Below are 18,529 nucleotides of genomic sequence, written 5' to 3' on the forward strand. Positions count from 1 at the left end.
AAGCATCATTACCATTGTTAATAGCTTGACCTAAAGTATTAGCTTGAGATCTTAAACTATCTGCAATAGCCATACCAGAAGCATCATCTGCTGCAGAGTTGATTCTAAGACCTGAACTAAGTCTAGACAAAGAATTGTCTAACGCTCTTGAGTTTAAGTTTGCATTAGTTTGAGCATTTAAAGATGCCACGTTAGTATTTATACGAAATCCCATTTTAAATCCTTTTAAATAAATTCAACCGCTTCCATGCAGTTGTTTAGACTAAATCGAAAATAAAGAAAAAAAATTTATACTTTTAATATATTTTTATATTTATATATAGAATTTTCCATGTTTTTCAAACTTAATGTTGTAAATTCTAAAAATATTTCTAGAAAATCCATGTATCTTAATAAGGCATTTTGAGGATCTTCATACAAGCAAATATTAAAAAGACTTCTATGATAAAATAACGGCTTATACATAAAACTTTGTAAAATTTTACTTTCATCAATCATTGTATTAAATTTCAAAACAATATCCATAAAATTTTCATAAAGATGATTTTGAGTTTTATTTTGTTTCAAAACATTTAAGATTTTTTGTGCATCTTCATATAAAGTATTTAATTCAAAATAATCTTTTTGCAAAAGCTCTAGTGATTTTAGTAATATTTTTTTCTGTCTATTAGAACTTAAAATATTAGGTAAAATATAATCTTTTTTAGCGTCTTTTAATAGCCCCAATACTTCTTTAAAAGGCTTTTCTATAGTATAATCTATAAAAGCTCCACCTTCTGTGGCATTGTAAAATTTAACATCAGGATGAGATAAAAATAAAACTTCCAATCTTTTTCTAAATTCATCCCAGCCTATATTTGTTTGAATAAACCCTTTCTTTCCATAGGACAAAACATTTAATTTAGTAGCATCGTGTTGAGCTTTTTCCTCATCACGAAAAGTAAAGTTTGCTGTGTCCGCATGCGAACTTCCATCTTCACTAAAAGCTAAATCTTGTCCTATTATAATCACATTAGAAAATCCTAAAGCTATAGCAAAAGAGTAAGCAAAATGAGCTACATTTATACCGATATCCAAATATCCAAATTCATTTAGATTAAATTTTTTCTGATAATCTAAATTTTTTAAAATAAAAATTTTTGTTTTCTTTTTTTCAAGAATTCTCATCAAAGATTTATCTACAGCAGAACTCACAATATAAATTTGGTTTTTTTTATTTGATGGTAAATTTTCATAAAAACTTGCACATTCTTCATAAATATCCATAGAAAAAACAAAATCTGGGTAAATTTCATTTTTAAGTAAAGTCTTATAGGTAGAATCTAAAGCAAATATCACATAATCATCTTGATAAGTTTTTAAAAGTTCTAGTTGTTTATTCAAAGAAGGTCCTGCGCAAACCACAATAACACTTTTGTTTTTTCCTTTGTTTTCATAAATAAATCTTTGAAAAGGTATATTTTCAAGAATACTAGGGACATTGTCCAAAAATTGTTTGTAAATTTTAGCATCCATAGTAAAACTTATATCGATATTTCCTACTATTCTTTTTATCACATCTAAACACTTTTGATACACAAAATCAAACATAGGGCTTTTGTTATAAAATTCACTATAAGGCAAAAGCTTAAAAAGTCCTAAATATTCAAAACAATCTTTTTGTGAAAAAAGCAAAAAAAGATATTCTTCCAGCCTTTTCTCTTCTATATCACAAAGATATATTTTCCCGCTTGAAAGTTCTTGACTTAAATCCATCTTGTTCAAAACATTAGCAAAAAATTCTGCTTTATCAAAAATAAAAATATGTTTATTAATAAGTTTTTTTAAAAAAAGTCCATCTCCTATACCACAAAAAAATATATTAGGTTTTATTAAATCATCTTTTGAAGGTACAAAGGGTGCTTGACTTGGAAAGATGTCGATAAAGTCTTCTTTTAAAGATAAAATTTTTTCTTGCAAGGGTTTGTTAGTAAATTCTAAAGCTTGTAAATTTTTTTGCAAAAACATTGTCTATACCTATGAAATTAAATTACAGAAAATTATAACATTAATTGCGTTTTATTTAAAAACCCATCTAAGCAAAAAATTTAACTTTTTTTTATACACTTTTACTAATTTTAATCCTCACAAGGAAAATAATGAAAAATTTAATCATAGTAGAATCACCTGCCAAAGCTAAAACTATAGGTAATTTTCTAGGTAAAGACTATGAAGTAATAGCCTCTAAAGGTCACATTAGAGATCTACCTAAAACCAGCTTTGGTATAAAAATAGAAGATGAAAATTTTAAACCTGAATATAGAATTTCAAATGATCATTCAAGCTTAGTAAAAGAACTCAAAGAAAAGGCTAAAAAAGCTAAAACCATCTACCTTGCAACCGATGAGGACCGCGAGGGTGAAGCCATAGCTTATCATATAGCTAAGGCTATTAATAAAGATGAAAATTCCCTGCCACGCATAGTTTTTCATGAGATCACTAAAAGCGCTATAGAAAATGCTTTAAAAAATCCAAGATCTTTAAATATAAATAGCGTCAACGCTCAGCAAACCAGACGCTTACTTGATCGCATAGTAGGTTATAAACTAAGCCCTTTACTCAATCAAAAAATTCAAAAAGGTCTAAGTGCGGGACGTGTTCAAAGTGCGGCTTTAAAAATCATCGTCGATAGAGAAAGAGAAATCAAAGCTTTTGCTCCTTTGAAATACTTTAGTATAGATATGATTTTTGAAAAAGACTTACAAGCTGAACTAGTTGAGTTTCAAAATCAAAAGATAGAAAAACTAAGTCTAACTAATGAAGATAGAGCTAAGCTTATCTTTGAAGCTTGTAAAAATGCTAACTTTAAAATAAAAGATATAGAAAGTAAAGATAGAAAAATAGCCCCACAAGCACCTTTTATGACCTCAACTTTGCAACAAAGTGCGAGCAATCGCCTAGGTTTTAACCCTAAAAAAACCATGATGATAGCTCAAAAACTTTATGAGGGCGTAAAAACTCATCAAGGCATTATGGGTGTGATCACTTATATGAGAACTGATAGCTTAAACATCGCAAAAGAAGCCTTAGAAGAAGTAAGAAAGCTCATTAAAAGTGATTTTGGTAAAGAGTACTTACCAAGCAAAGCAAATATTTACACCACTAAAAGCAAAGGCGCCCAAGAAGCACATGAGGCTATAAGACCGACTAATCTTAGTTTTACCCCAAAACTTGCAAGTGAGTTTTTAGAAAAAGATGAAGCAAGATTATATACTTTAATATACAATCGTTTCCTAGCTTCACAAATGAATCCTGCTATATCTCAAACTCAAAATGTCTATGCAAAATCAAATGAAGCAAGTTTTAAAATAAGTGGTAGAAAAATTTTATTTGATGGGCATTATAAAGTATATGGAGATATGGATAAAGATAAAATTCTACCTAATTTAAAGCTAGAAGATACATTAAACATCCAAAATATAGAATTAAACTCACATTTTACCGAGCCACCTTCAAGATACTCTGAAGCTGGGCTTGTTAAAAAGCTAGAAAATCTTGGCATAGGACGCCCTTCTACTTATGCTCCAACCATCTCTTTACTTAGTGCAAGAGAATATGTGCATATAGATAAAAAGCAAATCATACCTAATGAAATAGCCTTTGTTGTAACAGAAGTTTTAGAACAAAACTTTAGTGATATAGTAGATAGTGATTTTACTTCTAAAATGGAAGATAAACTTGACATCATTGCAGAAGGCAAAATGGACTGGCAAGAAGTTTTAAGAGAGTTTTATTTTCCTTTTATGAGAAAAATTGATGAGGGTAAAAAAAATATAAAAAGTCAAAAAACTTTTACAAAATTAGATGAAACCTGCCCTGATTGTGGTGGTGAGCTTGCTATAAGAAAAGGAAGATATGGGGAATTTATAGCTTGTTTAAATTTTCCAAAATGTAAATACTCAAGAAATTTAAAACAAGAAACACAAAATGAAGAAAAAAGTGAGAAAAAACTCAACACCATAGGCGTAAAATGTCCAAGCTGTCAAGAAGGCGAGATCGTGGAGCGTTTTTCTAAGCGTGGTAAATTTTATGGTTGTAGTGCTTATCCAAAATGCAACTATATAAGCAAATACAAACCAAGTGAAGAAAAATGTAGCGAATGTGGCGAAACTTTAATCATAAAAGAGCTTAAAAAAGGCACATTTTTAGAGTGCTTAAAATGCAAAATCAAAAAGGAAATTTAATGCAAATCATGCTTTGTGCTATATCTAATATAGCAAGTGGAGGGTGCGGGGAGGACTGTAAATACTGCACTCAAAGTGCTCATGTGAAAACCAATATCAATAAATACAAAAGAAAAGATATAAATCAAATTGTTTTAGAAGCAAAAATGGCTAAGAAAAATGAGGCTTTAGGTTTTTGTTTAGTCACAGCAGGAGCTGGACTTGATGATGAAAAACTTGAGTATGTGTGCAAAGTAGCTCATGCAGTGCAAAAAGAAGTAGAAGGACTTTTACTCATAGCTTGTAATGGCATAGCAAATTTAGAACAACTCAAAGAATTAAAAAAAGCAGGAATTTTTTCTTATAATCATAATCTAGAAACTTCCAAAGAATTTTTCCCAAATATTTGCTCTACACATACTTGGGAGCAAAGATTTCAAACTAATCTTTATGCTAAAGAAGCAGGTTTAATGCTTTGCTGTGGTGGAATTTATGGTCTTGGAGAAAGCGAAGCTGATAGAAAAAGTTTTAGAGCAAGTTTAAAAGAGCTTGATCCTTTTTCTTCGCCTATTAATTTTTTCATACCAAATGAAAATTTAAAACTCAAACAAGCTTTACTTGATCCTGATGAGGCGTTAAATATCATCAAAGACACTAAAAAAGACTTACCAAATGCACATATCATGGTAGCAGGTGGTAGAGAAGTAGTGCTAAAAGAAAGGCAATATGAAATTTTTAATGCAGGAGCTAGTGCTATAGTAGTGGGTGATTATCTTACAACTAAAGGCGAAGAACCTAGCAAAGACATACAAAAACTAAAACAAATGGGATTTAACTTTGCTAGCTCATGCCATTGATGCTCAAGCTGCTACGGATTTAAAAATTTTATTAGTCGTAGCAGGATGTTTGCTAACTTCACCTTATATTGCTAAATTTTTAAAACTACCACTTTCAACTACTGAAATCATGCTTGGTTCTTTTATAGGATTTTTGGGTTTCATAGGAGAAAGTGAGAATTTTAAGCTTTTAGCTAATGCGGGATTTTATTATCTTATGTTTATTGCGGGTATGGAGATTAATCTTAAAACCTTTTTAAACACTGAAAGAAGCTTGCTTAACAAAGCTTTTATCTACATTATACTTTTATATGCTTTTAGTATTTTAGCGGTTGAAAGTATAGATATTTCTTATATTTTTGTCATTATTATACCTGTTATGAGTGTGGGTTTGCTCTCAACGCTTTATAGAGATTTTGGCAAAAACTGTGAGTGGCTTAATGTATCTATGGTGGTAGCCACTTTAGCTGAAGTTGTAAGCATAGTTTTACTTACCATAGCTGCAGCATTTTTGGGAAAAGGAGCCGATCTTTTCTCACTCACTCAAAATTTATTATATTTAATGGGATTTTTAGCACTTTGTATTTTTGGATTTAAATTTTTAGAAGTACTTTTTTGGTGGTATCCACAGCTTAAAACCATACTCATGCCTTGGCAAGATCAAAACGAAAAAGATATAAGATTTTGTATGGCAATTTTCATAGCCATAGTTGCGATTATGATTTATTTTAAACTTGAAGTTGCACTTGGAGCTTTTATAGCAGGTTCATTTATAGCTACTTTTTTTGATCATAAAAAAGATCTAGAGCATAAACTTTCTAGTTTTGGTTATGGCTTTTTAATCCCTATATTTTTCATCTATATAGGCTCAAGTTTTAAACTCCAAATGCTTTTAAACCCTCAAGTTTTACTCATAGCTTTTTCACTAACTGCCTTTATGATAGGACTAAGAATACTTTGTGCTATGACTTTTGTAAAAATACTTGGTTTAAAAAACACCTTTTTATTTGGCCTAAGCCATTCTATGCCACTAACCTTACTCATCGCAGTAGCTACGCTTTCTTATCAAACTAATATTATCACTCAAGATATATACTCAGGGTTAGTGCTTACTGCTTTACTTGAAGCAATTTTAGCCATTAGCTTAATTAAATTTATCAATAATCTTAGTAGAAAATAATTCTACTAAGTATTTATATAAAATTGCTATACTTTTTTTATGAAAAATTTAGACACACTTTTAGAATTAGCCTTAAAAGCAGGCAAGGAAGCCTCAAAAGTATTGCTTGAATATAAAGACAAAAATACCTTGTGGCTTAAAGATGATGATTCCCCAGTAGGTTTAGCTGATATAAAGTCTAATGAAGTTATTAGTGAGATTTTGGCTTCAAGCGATATAGCTATATGCTCTGAAGAAAATATACTCTCTTATGAAGAAAGAAAAAATTTAGCGTATTTTTGGCTCATAGATCCTCTTGATGGTACTAAATCTTATGCTAAAAAAGATAAAGAATATTGTGTTTTAATCGCATTAATCCATAAAAACACCCCTATACTTTCACTCATAGGCGATGTGGAAAATAATGCATTTTATTATGCACATACTCATACTAAAGTTTATAAAAATAATGAAATTTTAAATCTTAACTTAGAGCAGTACGAAAAGGTTAAAAATATAGCCCTTTACTCTAAAAATCATGATAATAATGAAGATTTTTTCATTCAAAATCATCTTGAAGGTATTAAGGTTTCATCTGCTTTGAAATTTGTATATTTACTTGAAGCAAAAGCTGGAATTTACCCACGTTTTGGTGGCCCAAAAGCTTGGGATATAGCTGCAGGAGATTTTTTAGTTAAACAAAATGGTGGAATTTTATATGATTTTAATAAAAAGGCTTTAGATTATAATAGTTCTGATTTTAAACTTCCAAGTTTTATAGCTTTTGCTAAGAATGAATTTAAATTAAAAGGTTTTTAGTGAGATTTTTTTTAGTATTTTTTTGTTTTTTAAGTGCTATTTATGCTAACTCTTTTGTGAATAAAAAAATCATCAAATTACAAAATAACGATGATTTTAATATCATCAATCTTGAACAAAATATAAATTATGACAAACTCTCACACATTAACACCTTAGCTTTGGTGCCAAGCTATGAAAAAGAATATAATTTTTATTTTTCGAACTTAAAAATCGATGCTAAAACTATGGCAAAAGACACGCTAAAAGCATTAAGTGCTATTTTAAATGAGCAAAATAATTTTGCCTTGCTTAGTCAAAAAGAAAATCAAACTTATATCAATAGTCAAAATATCTTGCAAACAAATAAAAATTTCATCAGTGCAAGTGAGTTTTTAGAATTTAATCGTTTTAAAAAGGCTGATTTTATTATTTTGCTAGATTTAAAAAGCATTCAAGCAAGCCAACAAAATTTCTTGCTTTTTTCCAATTTTGAAGTCAAAGCCGACATAGAATACAAACTTTTTAATGCTAAAACAAAAAAATTAAAAGATCATAAAATTCTTACTATCAATACTCAATTTAGCACAAATGATAAAAACAAATCTTACCAAGAATTAGTCCAAGAAATAGCTAAAATTGTTTATGAAGATATTAAAAATACTATATAATCACCACTTCTTCTTCTAAAATAATCCCAAATTCTTCAAAAACTCTTTTTTTAGCAAGCTCTATCAAAAACATAGCATCCTCAAAACTAGCATGTTTTTTATTGATTAAAAAATTTGCATGTTCATTACTAAACATCGCATCATTTTTACTAAAACCCTTAAGATTAACTGCTTCTATCAACCTTCCTGCATGATCGTTTTTAGGATTTTTAAAAATAGAGCCAAAACTAGCACCTTTGGGTTGATTTTTTCTTGCATTTTTTAAAAGCTCATCTTTAACTGGGTCAAATCCATATTCTAAAAAAAACTTCGCGCTAAACATCACTTCTTTAATAGGATTAAACCTATAAGCAAAAGCGATGTTTTGTTTTAAAATTTCTTGATTAAAAGTGCAAATACTAATTAAGTTTTTACTAATATCCTCATCTTTTAATCCTGCATTCATTTTTAAAATACCACCTAAAGTCCCTGGGATATTTCTTAAAAACTCAAAGCCTTTTAGGTTATTTTCTTTAGCAAAATGATACATTTTAAAAGATTTCACGCTAGAGCCTATCTCTAAAAACATACCTTTTTCATTTTGCTCTAAAATTTTAATATAATCAAAACTTTTCCCTAAAATTCCAAGTTTTTTAGGCTTTGGAGAAATTAAAAGATTATTTGCCCCACCTATTAAAAAACCATCAAATTCGCAAGGCTCTTCAAGTATTTGTACTTCAAAGCTCTCGCCTATACGCACAGAAGAATACTTAGAAAAATCAATAATCATCTAATAAAGCTTGGAATTTGATTTAAAATATTAGTTGTAAAATCAATCATAGAACTTATCATCCAAGGCATTAAAAATACTATTACCACAACAACAAGTAAAATTTTTGGCACAAAAGAAAGCGTGGCTTCGTTAATTTGCGTTACAGCTTGAAAAATACTTATAATAAGCCCTGCAATAAGCCCTGCTAAAAGCATAGGTAAAGAAAGCATAAGTGTGATTTTAAAAGTTTGTACACCCAAGGCTACTAAAGTACTTTCCATATTTACTCCTTAAAAATTTAAATTCTATCAAGAATTTCTAAATTCTTCATACTCACTAGGGATAAGATAGTCTTTGCTTTTTATTAACTTCTCATAAAATCCATGATTAAACCCAAGCTCAAAAAGCTTATCTATAGCATTGTATTGCTTATCATTCATATTTATAGAGTTTTTATTTGCATATAAATTTAAATACACATCAAGTTTTTGGGCATCTACGCGTATTAAATTACGCTCTAAAAGCATAGAAGCTAAGATTTTTCTATTATGATCAGCTACTTCTACTGCTTTAATCAAATCTTTTTCAACCGCTATAGCATCATTTATCGGTAAAGATCTTCTAAGAGCCATACCACCCAAAGGTAAAGGTAAATCATTTTTGGCTAATTCTTGCCAAATATCCCAAAGTTCAGCCTCAACACACAAACTAGAATCAAATTCTAAAATACTCTCATGTATAAGCACTCCAGCATCTACTTCACCTTCTAAAACAGCCTTTTCAATCTCTAAAAAATTCTTATAAACTATTCTAGCTTGTGGGTATTTTATGCGAAAGATTAAAGCATTGGTAGTGTGTGCTCCACTTAAAGCAACTTTAAATTTTGGCTTTAATTTTTTATCTTTTTTCTTAATAAGCTTTGGCCCATAACCCTCGCCAAAACTCACAGCAGTTTTTAATAAAGCATATTCACTAGCTATTAAAGGATAAAGCGCAAAAGATATCGCACTAACATCGTATATATTTTCTAATGCAAGTTCATTTAAAGTTTGTATATCTAAAGCTGTATTTTCATACTCATAAGCATTTCCAACCCAACCAAATTTAATCGCCATATACATAAAAATATCATCAGCATCAGGAGAGTGTGCTACGCTAATTTTTTTATTCATTTTTTTCCTTGAAAAATTTAAAAAAGTATTTTAGCAAAATTCAAAATAAAAACTTATATTAAATTTCTTTTTGATACAATTTTAAACATATTATAAAAGGATTAACAAGCATGGATGATAATAAAAGAAAATCACTTGATGCAGCTTTAAAAAGTCTTGATAAAACCTTTGGAAAAGGTACCATTTTAAGGCTTGGCGATAAAGAAGTTGAAAAAATTGATTCTATTCCTACAGGTTCGGTTGGACTTGATTTGGCTTTAGGAATTGGTGGGGTTCCAAAAGGAAGAATTATAGAAATTTATGGGCCTGAAAGTTCAGGTAAAACTACACTTACCTTACACATCATAGCAGAATGTCAAAAAAAAGGTGGAGTTTGTGCATTTATTGATGCTGAGCACGCTCTTGATGTAAGATATGCAAAAAATTTAGGTGTTGATACAGAAAATCTTTACATCTCTCAACCAGATTTTGGAGAACAAGCCTTAGAAATCGTTGAAACCATAGCAAGAAGTGGAGCCATTGATCTAATAGTAGTAGATAGCGTTGCTGCACTTACTCCAAAAGCAGAAATCGAAGGTGATATGGGAGATCAGCATGTAGGTCTTCAAGCAAGATTAATGAGCCAAGCTTTAAGAAAATTAACCGGTATCGTTCATAAAATGAATACTACTGTAATTTTCATCAACCAAATTCGTATGAAAATAGGTATGATGGGCTATGGCACTCCTGAAACTACTACTGGCGGAAATGCTTTAAAATTTTATGCTTCGGTTCGTTTAGATGTACGAAAAACAGCTACTTTAAAACAAAATGATGAGCCTATTGGAAACCGTGTTAAGGTAAAAGTGGCTAAAAATAAAGTAGCCCCTCCTTTTAAACAGGCTGAATTTGATGTGATGTTTGGCGAGGGTGTAAGCCGTGAGGGCGAGCTAATAGACTATGGTGTAAAACTTGATATTATTGATAAAAGTGGTGCGTGGTTTTCTTACAAGGCTTCTAAACTTGGCCAAGGTAGAGAAAATGCCAAAGCATTTTTAAAAGAAAATCCAGCTATTGCAGATGAAATCACTCAAGCCATACAAAATTCAATCGGTATAGATAGTATGATTTTGGGTGCAAAAGAAGACGATGAAGAAGGAGAGGAATAATGTTGATTATTGAAGATTTAAGAGCTTTTGAAGTTTTAGATAGTAGAGGCAATCCTACCATTAAAGCCGAAATCATGCTAAGCGATGGTAGTGTAGGAAGCGCTATCGTTCCAAGCGGTGCAAGCACGGGAAAAAAAGAAGCTTTAGAACTAAGAGATAATGATGAAAGATTTGGTGGTAAAGGTGTTTTAAAAGCGATTGAAAACATCAGTGGCACCATAGCTGAAAACATTATAGGACTTGATGCATTTAATCAAACCCAACTAGATAATACTCTTTTAGAGCTTGATGGGACAAAAAACTACTCTAACCTAGGAGCAAATGCAACCTTAGGAATTTCTATGGCAACAGCACGTGCTGCCGCTAATGCACTAGGTGTACCTTTATATCGCTATTTAGGTGGGGCAAATGCAAGTGTATTACCCGTACCAATGTGTAATATCATCAACGGTGGTGCACATGCAAACAATAGCGTAGATTTTCAAGAATTTATGATTATGCCTTTTGGTTTTTCAAGCTTTAAAGAAGGATTAAGATCAGTTTGTGAAATTTATGCAGTATTGAAAAAAGAATTAGCTAATCTGGGTCACTCTACCGCTTTAGGTGATGAGGGCGGTTTTGCACCAAATTTAGCAAATAATACAGAGCCTCTTGATCTTTTAATGACTTGTATTAAAAAGGCAGGCTATGAAAATAAAATTAAACTTGCACTAGATGTAGCAAGTAGTGAACTTTATAAAGATGGTAAATACCATTTAGAGGGTAAAGTTTTCTCAAGTGAAGACTTAATCGCGCGTTATGAAGAATTATGTGCAAAATATCCAATTTTTAGTATTGAAGATGGTTTAGCTGAAGATGATTATGAAGGTTGGATTAAACTTACTCAAAAGCTTGGTAATAAAATTCAACTTGTGGGTGATGATTTGTTTGTAACTAATGAAGATATTTTAAGAGAAGGTATCATGAAAAATATGGCAAATGCTGTATTGATTAAGCCTAATCAAATTGGAACAATCACTCAAACTATGAGAACAGTAAGATTAGCTCATAGAAATAATTACAGATGTATTATGAGCCATAGAAGTGGCGAAAGCGAAGATGCTTTTATAGCTGATTTTGCAGTAGCACTTAATACAGGACAAATCAAAACAGGAGCTCTAGCAAGAGGTGAAAGAACTGCTAAATACAATCGCTTATTAGAAATTGAACTTGATAATGATGAGTATTTAGGAGATAAACTCTGAGCGATTTATTAAAAGAGTATGATGAGCATTCTAAAAAAAAGGAAGCTCATCGCCAACTCATCAAAACCATTGCATTATCATTTGTAGCTATTATTGTTGCTATGTATTTTGGTAATATGTTTTTTGGTAAATCTTCTCTAGATGTGCTACTAACACTTAAAGAAGAGCAAAAAATTTTAGAAAAAAATATAATGACTTTAAAAGCTAAAAATGCTCAAGCTCAAAAAGAATATTTGCAACTTTTAAGACTTAAGGGAGAAAATTCGCATGAGAATTAAATTTTTTATATTGTTTTTACTTTCTTGTGTATTTTTAAATGCAAAAGATAATCCTTTTGATAATAACATAGAGCAAAAAAATACCGAATTTGCAAAACTTAGTCCTTTCCAAAGGCAAGATTTTAACTTTAACTCTGATGCGAGAATTTTAAAAAATATTACCATCACTTACATTAACCTTGATGGTTCTGAAGAACAAACCACTCTGGATATATACAAAAGTATTAACTGGCATGATACCTACTCATTTATAAAAACTAAAAGTCCAAATGCCACGCCTATACTTGATGTATCTGTAACCGTGCCACAAAAACAAGGAAATAAAAACTCAAAAACAGAAGAAAATAACACTACTTTAAACATAGAAACACCACTTTTTAGCGGAAATATTTATAATTTTATTTCTCTTGGTTTTTACAATAACAAAATTAATATCAAAACCCAAGATAAAATACTAAGACATCTTTCTATAGGAGATCCTACTAAAATTATTATAGATTTTGCTAAAAAACAAAATTTTAACACCAAAACACTGCAAGTTAATACAGCACAAGTTAGAAAAGTTGTATTTGGTTCACATAAAGGGTATTATCGTTTGGTAATATATCTTGATGGAAAATACAGTTATAAATATTCACATAGTGAAAACTTACATACATTTAACTATCGCTAAGAGTTTTTAAACTCTTAAGCAAATCTATGATCATAAATAATCATTTGAAATCTTTGGGCTATCATTCTAGCTCTTTCTATAATGATATTTCTTGGTTCATCTTCAAAAACTTCTTGCAAACTCTCATCAAATAAATTAAGCCAAATATCAAAAAATTCTCTTGGAAATGGAGGCAATTCATGATGAGCTCTCAAAGGTGAACCGCTATAACTTGGATCAGCTAAAAACATCCCTGCCCAAAAACTTGCTATTTTTTCTTTATGTTTTTTCCAACTCTCATCATCTGTGCCGATTTTTTCATTAAAAATAGGTCCTAAATCTTTATCCACTCTAACCTTTGCATAAAAAATATCCATAAGTTTTTTTATACCCTCATGATTAATAGTTTCAAATTTCATGCTTTTCCTTAAAAATAATTTTTACTTATTGTATTAAATTTAGAAATTAAAAATATAAACAAAAGTCAATTTTTAGTATAATTTTAAAAATAAAACTAAAGAAAAACTATGACTTATACTATTTTACCACCCAATCAATTCTTAGATGATTATGTCTTAAATGTGCAATTACATCAATTAGCAAATATCTCTAAAAACGCTTATAAATTTTGGAAAAACGCTCAAGCAGCACGCTATCAAGGTACAAGAGTGGTATTTTTAAACAAAAAAAGTATTTTAAAAAAACACCAACACCTTATACAAAAATGTGAAAATTTAAGTGGCTATGTGTTAGCAAGTGCTTTTTGCTCATTTACAACCCTAGCTCCATCCCATTTAGTAGAAAAAAATAATTCTCAAATTTATAAAATCTTAGATATAAAAGAAGTGTGTGGGGTTAAATTTGTAAATTTAAAGGCATTTTACGATCTTTTAAAGCTAGATTATAATTATAATATTTACATCGAAAAATGCCATTTTTTTAGTCCCACTCCTTTGGAAAAGCGTATTAAAATCACTGAGAGTATGTGCGTTGGGTATTACTAAGATATTTAAACATCAAAGCACAAATAAGTGAGATTATAGCCATAGCTAACATATAAAATCCTAAAGAAAAACGAGCGATATTTTCTAAATTTGCTAAAGCAATGGTGTGTAAAAATAGAGCAAGTTGTGGGGTAAACCCACCAGCTATTGCATAAGCTATATTATATGAAAAACTAAGTCCTGAAAATTTAATCTTAGCATCAAATACTTCACTCATCATTAAAGGGCAAAAATTCATCACTCCAGCAAAAAAACAAGCACTCAAATAATACACACTCACTGTATTAAAATCAGGTGTTTTAGTATAAAGAGCATTAAAATAAAACAAGCAAGTTAAGAAAAATCCTAATGAAAAAATCACACAAGCTTTTACTATACCTATTTTATCAGCCAAAATTCCACTTAATATACAACCAGTTACAAGCACAACTATACCAAGCATTTGCATATAAGTTTGAACGCTTGCATCAATACTTAACATTTTTGCCATAAAAGAAGGTATGATTAAAATCATCACAACAATGCAAGCAGTTAAAACCCAAGTTATCAACATAGAAAGCACAACACCTAGCTTAGCCTTTTTAAACACTTCTTTTAAAGGGAATTTTTCTAAGGCTTTGTCTTTTTTCATTTGTTCAAAAACAGGAGTTTCTCTTAAAAATTTACGCAAATAAGCAGAAATGATCCCAAAAATTCCTCCCAAGAAAAATGGAATTCTCCATGCCCACCCATAAAGCTCTTCTTGCGTGAAAAGTTTATTCATCATCAAAAACACAAAACTACCAAGTAAAATTCCACCTACCACAGAAGCTGTTAAAATTCCAAGATAAGTGCGTTTTTGACCCTTTGGAGCATGCTCAAATACAAAAACCCAAGCACCAGGTAATTCCCCACCTATAGCTATACCTTGACAAATCCTTACAAATACTAAAAATACTATACATAAATACCCTATACTTTCATAAGTAGGTATAAAAGCAAGCATAAAAGTTGGCACAACCATCAGCAAAATACTAAGCATAAACATTTTCTTACGGCCAAATTTATCGCCAAAATGAGCCATAACTATACCACCAAGTGGTCTAGCTAAATATCCTGCAGCAAAAATCCCATAAGTATTAAACATTTGCCAAAATGGGCTTAAATTTTCAGGAAAGAAATTTTTAGAAATATAACTTGCAAAAAATACAAAAATGATAAAATCATAAAATTCTAAAGTCCCTCCCAAAGAAGAAAGACCTAAAACTTTTATATCTTTTTTACTAAGATTTTTACTCACTCTTAATCCATCTCATAAGTATCATCATCACTATAATCATCATCGTATTCATAATCATCATCATCGTAATTATACGATCTTTGATTATTTACATAAGTATCATCATCTGTTTCATCATACATTTCATCATCGTAATTTTCAAATTCTTCATCATCATAAGCCATTATAAATCCTTTAAAATTTTTTAGTAGTATTTTAATATAAAAATATACATTTTGGTATAATTTTTCAAACTTTACTTAAGGAAAAATATGAATTTAACGCATTTAGATGAAAAAAATCATCCCAAAATGGTAGATGTAAGTCAAAAAGATATCACCCAAAGAGAAGCTTGTGCAAGCGGTAAAATATACATGAGTAAAGAAGCATTTGAAGCTATCATTGAAAATAAAGCTAAAAAAGGACCTGTTTTGCAAACTGCCATCACAGCAGCCATCATGGGAGCTAAACAAACTTCAAATCTCATTCCAATGTGCCATCTTTTAATGATTTCAAAAGTACAAACCCATATAGAAGAAAACAAAGAAGAATGTTCTTTTAAACTTTTTGCAACCGTAAAATGCGAAGGAAAAACCGGAGTTGAAATGGAAAGCTTAACTGCTGTTAGCATTGGGCTTTTAACTATTTATGATATGGTTAAGGCTATTGATAAGAGTATGCAAATTACTAATATAGTTTTAGAAAGTAAAGAAGGAGGAAAAAGTGGTAAATATCTGCGATCTTAAAAAAGAACCTATTATAAATTACCCTACTTTTTGGGATTATAAAGTCGTTTTTGAAGCTGGGGTTGATGCTTTAGAAATTTTTACCCAAATACTAAATGAAAGAGAATTTAAATACAAAATCTCAAATACTAGCAAACAAGGAACATACAAAAGCTATCTTTTAAGTGTTTATGTAGATAGCAAAAGTGACCGTTTAAATATTTTTAATCAATTAAAAAGTAAAGCCAAATTTGTACTATAAAAAGGAAAAACTATGAAAAATTTAGCCATTATTTTTGAAAATTCTCTCTTAGCTTGTGAAAAAAACGAAATTCCAAACTTAATTAGCGAGCTTGTTTTTAGTCTAAGTTATAAAAAAATTAGTTTTGAAAATACTAGCAATGAAGAACTTTTTGCCATATTTTCTAAGGTATTAGAAAAACTTGAACTTATAAATGAAGAAAATATTTCTAGAATAATCCAAGGTATCATCAAAGCTAGAGTGGAAGAGGATAAAAAAGCATTTTTTGCTTATATTAATGAATATGGCAAATTAAAAGTAAAAATCGAAGAACAAAAAAACACCATTAAGCATAAAATTTGTGATAATTTTTTTGACTTAGAAAAAACCTTAAAGGATTTGAATTTAAATGAATTTAATATAAGCATTAATGACGCTATGCTTTATGATATAGAAATACTAGGTCTTTTAAAAGAAACTGCCGAAAGTGCTTTTATCACAACCTTAGAAAAAGGAGAAAATATAGAAATTACTTCTTGTGAGATTGCCAAAAATTTAGTCTTTAATGCAATTTGTGAAGGAAGTTTTGAAAAGGAAAGAATTTTAAAAATCTCCCAAGTAGTTTTAAATGCAGCTTTTGAACTTGCTAATGAATCACAAGCCTTTGCTTATGATTTATGCATTGGAAGTATTTATGGAACGCAAGAAGGAATTTCTTTAGCGATTGAAAAATTTAAATCAAGCTTTGCATATAGTGCCTTAGAATATGATTTAAAAAACAAAGAAAAAGAACTCATAGATATAGAACAAGAATTTATTCAAATGCTTAAAAAAATATCATCAGAACTTGACAATCCCGTAAAAGATATACTCAAAGATTTATTAGAAAATAAATTTGACACTTTATTTGCTAAATTTAAACGTCTCATACAAGAAAATAGAGAACAAATCCTTATTAAAATAAATGAAATGAAACAAAATCCAAAAATTGACGACTTTAGCAAGCTAGCACAAAATAAACTTAACATTCTAGCCAAAGAGCTAAGTGAGCTTGAAAAACTTGCTAGTCATAAATATAAAAGTTTAGATAAAAATAATGCAAAAGAATTAGGAGTAAGATTGTGGGAAAAAATTAACAAACTAATAAAAAAATATTAAGAAACAAAAGTTACCATTTTATCAAATACATCAGATGAAAGAGGTAACTAATGTTTAAAAATTTTAATTTAACTACAAAAATGATTTTAATTTTATCTTCTGTAATATTTATTGGCATAGGAATTTTATCTGTAACGATAATCTCAAAAAGCCAAGAAATGCTTAATGATGAAGCTCATAAACTTTTATTAAGTAGCGCCAATAGATACTCAAATGGGATTCAAGCAATTACCCAAAACGCATATTCAACACTAGAAACAGCGCAAGGCGTTATTAAAAATTTTGCAAATAAAGATAATAACTTAGATATAGAAGATCTTAAAATTTTAATAAGCAGTATGCTAGATTCAAATTCTTGGACTTATTTTGCATATATTCATCTTAACCAATACCACGGCAATAATCCTTTAAATCTTACTCCATCAGGAAAGTTTTTATTATTAGCAAAAGATGAAAATCCGCAACAAAAAGGATCAATTAAATTCATCCAAGCTGAAGAAGTAATCTTGCAACAAAATTCTCTCATAAAAGCTTTACAAACCAAGCAACCTGCCGTTGGAAGACCTAGAGATTATTCTATAAATGGAGAAAAATTATACTTAGTAAACATTGTTTTACCAATTTTTGGAAAGAATAACGAAACAATTGGTGCAATAGGCATGCTTGTGCGCATTGATTTATTGAGAGAAGAATTAAATGATCCAAATAAGAGTTTATTTGCAAATGACCAACGTTTATTGATTTCAAGTGATGGTTTAATCATATCTAGTCCAAAAGCAGAATATGTTGGAAAAATCATCACAGAAATTAATCCTCATCCTAGTGCAAAAACAATACTAGACATGCAAAGCACCAAAACCAATGGTTTATTTACTTTTATACCTGCTTCTACAAATGAAGAAAATTTAGCCCAGCTTGTAAATTTTGATCTTTGGGAGGGCTCTAATGATCATTGGAGTGTTGTAACTATAGCACCAAAAAAATCAGTGGAAAAGCCTGCTGATTCTTTAGCATTTATTATATTTGCAATTTCTGCAATTGTGCTTTTTATTATTATTAGTGTGATTTATTTTTATGTTAAAAAAAGTGTTGTTGGAACAATTCATAAACTTCAAATCGGCCTCAACTCTTTCTTTGACTTCATCAATCATAAAACTAAAGATTCTGCTATGATAGATGTTAAAACAAATGATGAGCTTGGTGCTATGGCAAAAGCTATTAATGAAAACATT

Annotated in this window: 21 protein-coding genes and 1 pseudogene; 14 read left to right on the forward strand and 8 right to left on the reverse strand. The window is 29.9% G+C overall.

The genetic code is table 11. The features are described 5' to 3' along the window. Positions 1–214: pseudogene (locus tag L8X30_RS07480) on the reverse strand (flagellin); the annotation flags it as partial. Positions 215–288: 74 nt separating this feature from the next. Next, positions 289–2,007, reverse strand: a complete 1,719-nt coding sequence (locus L8X30_RS07485; protein WP_263679698.1) for a motility associated factor glycosyltransferase family protein — start codon at positions 2,005–2,007, stop codon at positions 289–291. A 131-nt stretch (positions 2,008–2,138) separates the two neighbouring features. Here L8X30_RS07485 and topA point away from each other — a divergent pair, with 131 nt between their 5' ends. From topA to L8X30_RS07510, 5 genes are read left to right on the forward strand one after another with little or no spacing between them, the layout of a single operon-like run. After that, entirely contained in the window at positions 2,139–4,223 is a 2,085-nt protein-coding gene (gene topA / locus L8X30_RS07490; RefSeq protein ID WP_412175510.1) for a type I DNA topoisomerase, read from the forward strand. Then, the gene (locus L8X30_RS07495) at positions 4,223–5,059 is read left to right on the forward strand and encodes a biotin synthase (RefSeq protein ID WP_263679722.1); all 837 of its coding nucleotides are present in this window, start codon (positions 4,223–4,225) and stop codon (positions 5,057–5,059) included. Before topA ends, L8X30_RS07495 begins: the two co-directional genes overlap by 1 nt. Beyond that, positions 5,040–6,218: a cation:proton antiporter gene (locus L8X30_RS07500; RefSeq protein WP_263679699.1), complete on the forward strand. Its 1,179-nt coding sequence runs from the start codon at positions 5,040–5,042 to the stop codon at positions 6,216–6,218. Before L8X30_RS07495 ends, L8X30_RS07500 begins: the two co-directional genes overlap by 20 nt. Before the next feature lie 39 nt (positions 6,219–6,257). After that, the gene (locus tag L8X30_RS07505) at positions 6,258–7,016 is read left to right on the forward strand and encodes a 3'(2'),5'-bisphosphate nucleotidase CysQ (RefSeq protein WP_263679700.1); all 759 of its coding nucleotides are present in this window, start codon (positions 6,258–6,260) and stop codon (positions 7,014–7,016) included. Then, complete coding sequence (locus L8X30_RS07510) at positions 7,016–7,666, forward strand: hypothetical protein (protein ID WP_263679702.1); 651 nt, start codon at positions 7,016–7,018, stop codon at positions 7,664–7,666. Before L8X30_RS07505 ends, L8X30_RS07510 begins: the two co-directional genes overlap by 1 nt. On the opposite strand, the gene L8X30_RS07515 is transcribed toward L8X30_RS07510, so the two are convergent. From L8X30_RS07515 to L8X30_RS07525, 3 genes are read right to left on the reverse strand one after another with little or no spacing between them, the layout of a single operon-like run. Beyond that, a complete protein-coding gene (locus L8X30_RS07515; protein ID WP_263679704.1) occupies positions 7,659–8,435 on the reverse strand; it encodes a UDP-N-acetylmuramate dehydrogenase in 777 nt (258 codons plus the stop codon). The genes L8X30_RS07510 and L8X30_RS07515 overlap by 8 nt on opposite strands. Then, positions 8,432–8,698: a flagellar biosynthesis protein FliQ gene (gene fliQ, locus L8X30_RS07520; RefSeq protein ID WP_012660903.1), complete on the reverse strand. Its 267-nt coding sequence runs from the start codon at positions 8,696–8,698 to the stop codon at positions 8,432–8,434. The genes L8X30_RS07515 and fliQ overlap by 4 nt, the downstream gene beginning before the upstream one ends. Before the next feature lie 27 nt (positions 8,699–8,725). After that, entirely contained in the window at positions 8,726–9,589 is an 864-nt protein-coding gene (locus L8X30_RS07525) for a menaquinone biosynthesis family protein (protein WP_263679706.1), read from the reverse strand. Between the two features lie 110 nt (positions 9,590–9,699). Here L8X30_RS07525 and recA point away from each other — a divergent pair, with 110 nt between their 5' ends. The 4 genes from recA (at position 9,700) to L8X30_RS07545 (ending at position 12,932) form a co-directional block, all read left to right on the forward strand. Beyond that, positions 9,700–10,737 (forward strand): recombinase RecA, encoded by a 1,038-nt coding sequence (recA, locus tag L8X30_RS07530; protein ID WP_039617275.1) that lies wholly within the window; start codon positions 9,700–9,702, stop codon positions 10,735–10,737. Beyond that, positions 10,737–11,981, forward strand: a complete 1,245-nt coding sequence (gene eno, locus L8X30_RS07535) for a phosphopyruvate hydratase (RefSeq protein ID WP_263679708.1) — start codon at positions 10,737–10,739, stop codon at positions 11,979–11,981. Before recA ends, eno begins: the two co-directional genes overlap by 1 nt. Before the next feature lie 101 nt (positions 11,982–12,082). Further along, positions 12,083–12,259 (forward strand): hypothetical protein, encoded by a 177-nt coding sequence (locus L8X30_RS07540; protein ID WP_173787953.1) that lies wholly within the window; start codon positions 12,083–12,085, stop codon positions 12,257–12,259. Continuing rightward, positions 12,249–12,932 (forward strand): AMIN domain-containing protein, encoded by a 684-nt coding sequence (locus L8X30_RS07545; RefSeq protein ID WP_039667888.1) that lies wholly within the window; start codon positions 12,249–12,251, stop codon positions 12,930–12,932. The genes L8X30_RS07540 and L8X30_RS07545 overlap by 11 nt, the downstream gene beginning before the upstream one ends. Before the next feature lie 14 nt (positions 12,933–12,946). On the opposite strand, the gene L8X30_RS07550 is transcribed toward L8X30_RS07545, so the two are convergent. Continuing rightward, a complete protein-coding gene (locus L8X30_RS07550) occupies positions 12,947–13,330 on the reverse strand; it encodes a group III truncated hemoglobin (protein WP_263679710.1) in 384 nt (127 codons plus the stop codon). 108 nt (positions 13,331–13,438) lie between these two features. Here L8X30_RS07550 and L8X30_RS07555 point away from each other — a divergent pair, with 108 nt between their 5' ends. Further along, complete coding sequence (locus L8X30_RS07555; RefSeq protein WP_263679712.1) at positions 13,439–13,915, forward strand: cysteine permease; 477 nt, start codon at positions 13,439–13,441, stop codon at positions 13,913–13,915. On the opposite strand, the gene L8X30_RS07560 is transcribed toward L8X30_RS07555, so the two are convergent. Together L8X30_RS07560 and L8X30_RS07565 are read right to left on the reverse strand one after the other, a co-directional pair. Beyond that, positions 13,884–15,194 carry an MFS transporter gene (locus L8X30_RS07560; protein ID WP_263679714.1) on the reverse strand — a complete coding sequence of 437 codons (1,311 nt, stop codon included), beginning with the start codon at positions 15,192–15,194 and terminating at the stop codon, positions 13,884–13,886. The genes L8X30_RS07555 and L8X30_RS07560 overlap by 32 nt on opposite strands. Positions 15,195–15,196: 2 nt before the next feature. Then, a complete protein-coding gene (locus tag L8X30_RS07565; RefSeq protein ID WP_039667884.1) occupies positions 15,197–15,358 on the reverse strand; it encodes a highly acidic protein in 162 nt (53 codons plus the stop codon). Positions 15,359–15,445: 87 nt separating this feature from the next. On the opposite strand from L8X30_RS07565, the gene moaC reads away from it, so the two are divergent. The 4 genes from moaC to L8X30_RS07585 all read left to right on the forward strand — a co-directional run. Further along, entirely contained in the window at positions 15,446–15,919 is a 474-nt protein-coding gene (gene moaC / locus L8X30_RS07570) for a cyclic pyranopterin monophosphate synthase MoaC (protein WP_263679716.1), read from the forward strand. Next, positions 15,897–16,160, forward strand: a complete 264-nt coding sequence (locus tag L8X30_RS07575) for a DUF493 domain-containing protein (RefSeq protein ID WP_263664263.1) — start codon at positions 15,897–15,899, stop codon at positions 16,158–16,160. Before moaC ends, L8X30_RS07575 begins: the two co-directional genes overlap by 23 nt. A gap of 12 nt (positions 16,161–16,172) precedes the next feature. Then, positions 16,173–17,297, forward strand: coding sequence for a hypothetical protein (locus L8X30_RS07580; protein ID WP_263679718.1), 1,125 nt, complete (start codon positions 16,173–16,175; stop codon positions 17,295–17,297). Positions 17,298–17,347: 50 nt separating this feature from the next. Beyond that, positions 17,348–18,529, forward strand: a 1,182-nt coding sequence (locus L8X30_RS07585) for a cache domain-containing protein (protein WP_263679720.1), incomplete at its 3' end; no start/stop codon positions are given.

This window comes from Campylobacter sp. CNRCH_2015_0338h, assembly GCF_025772785.1.
In the GTDB taxonomy this organism is placed as follows: domain Bacteria; phylum Campylobacterota; class Campylobacteria; order Campylobacterales; family Campylobacteraceae; genus Campylobacter_D.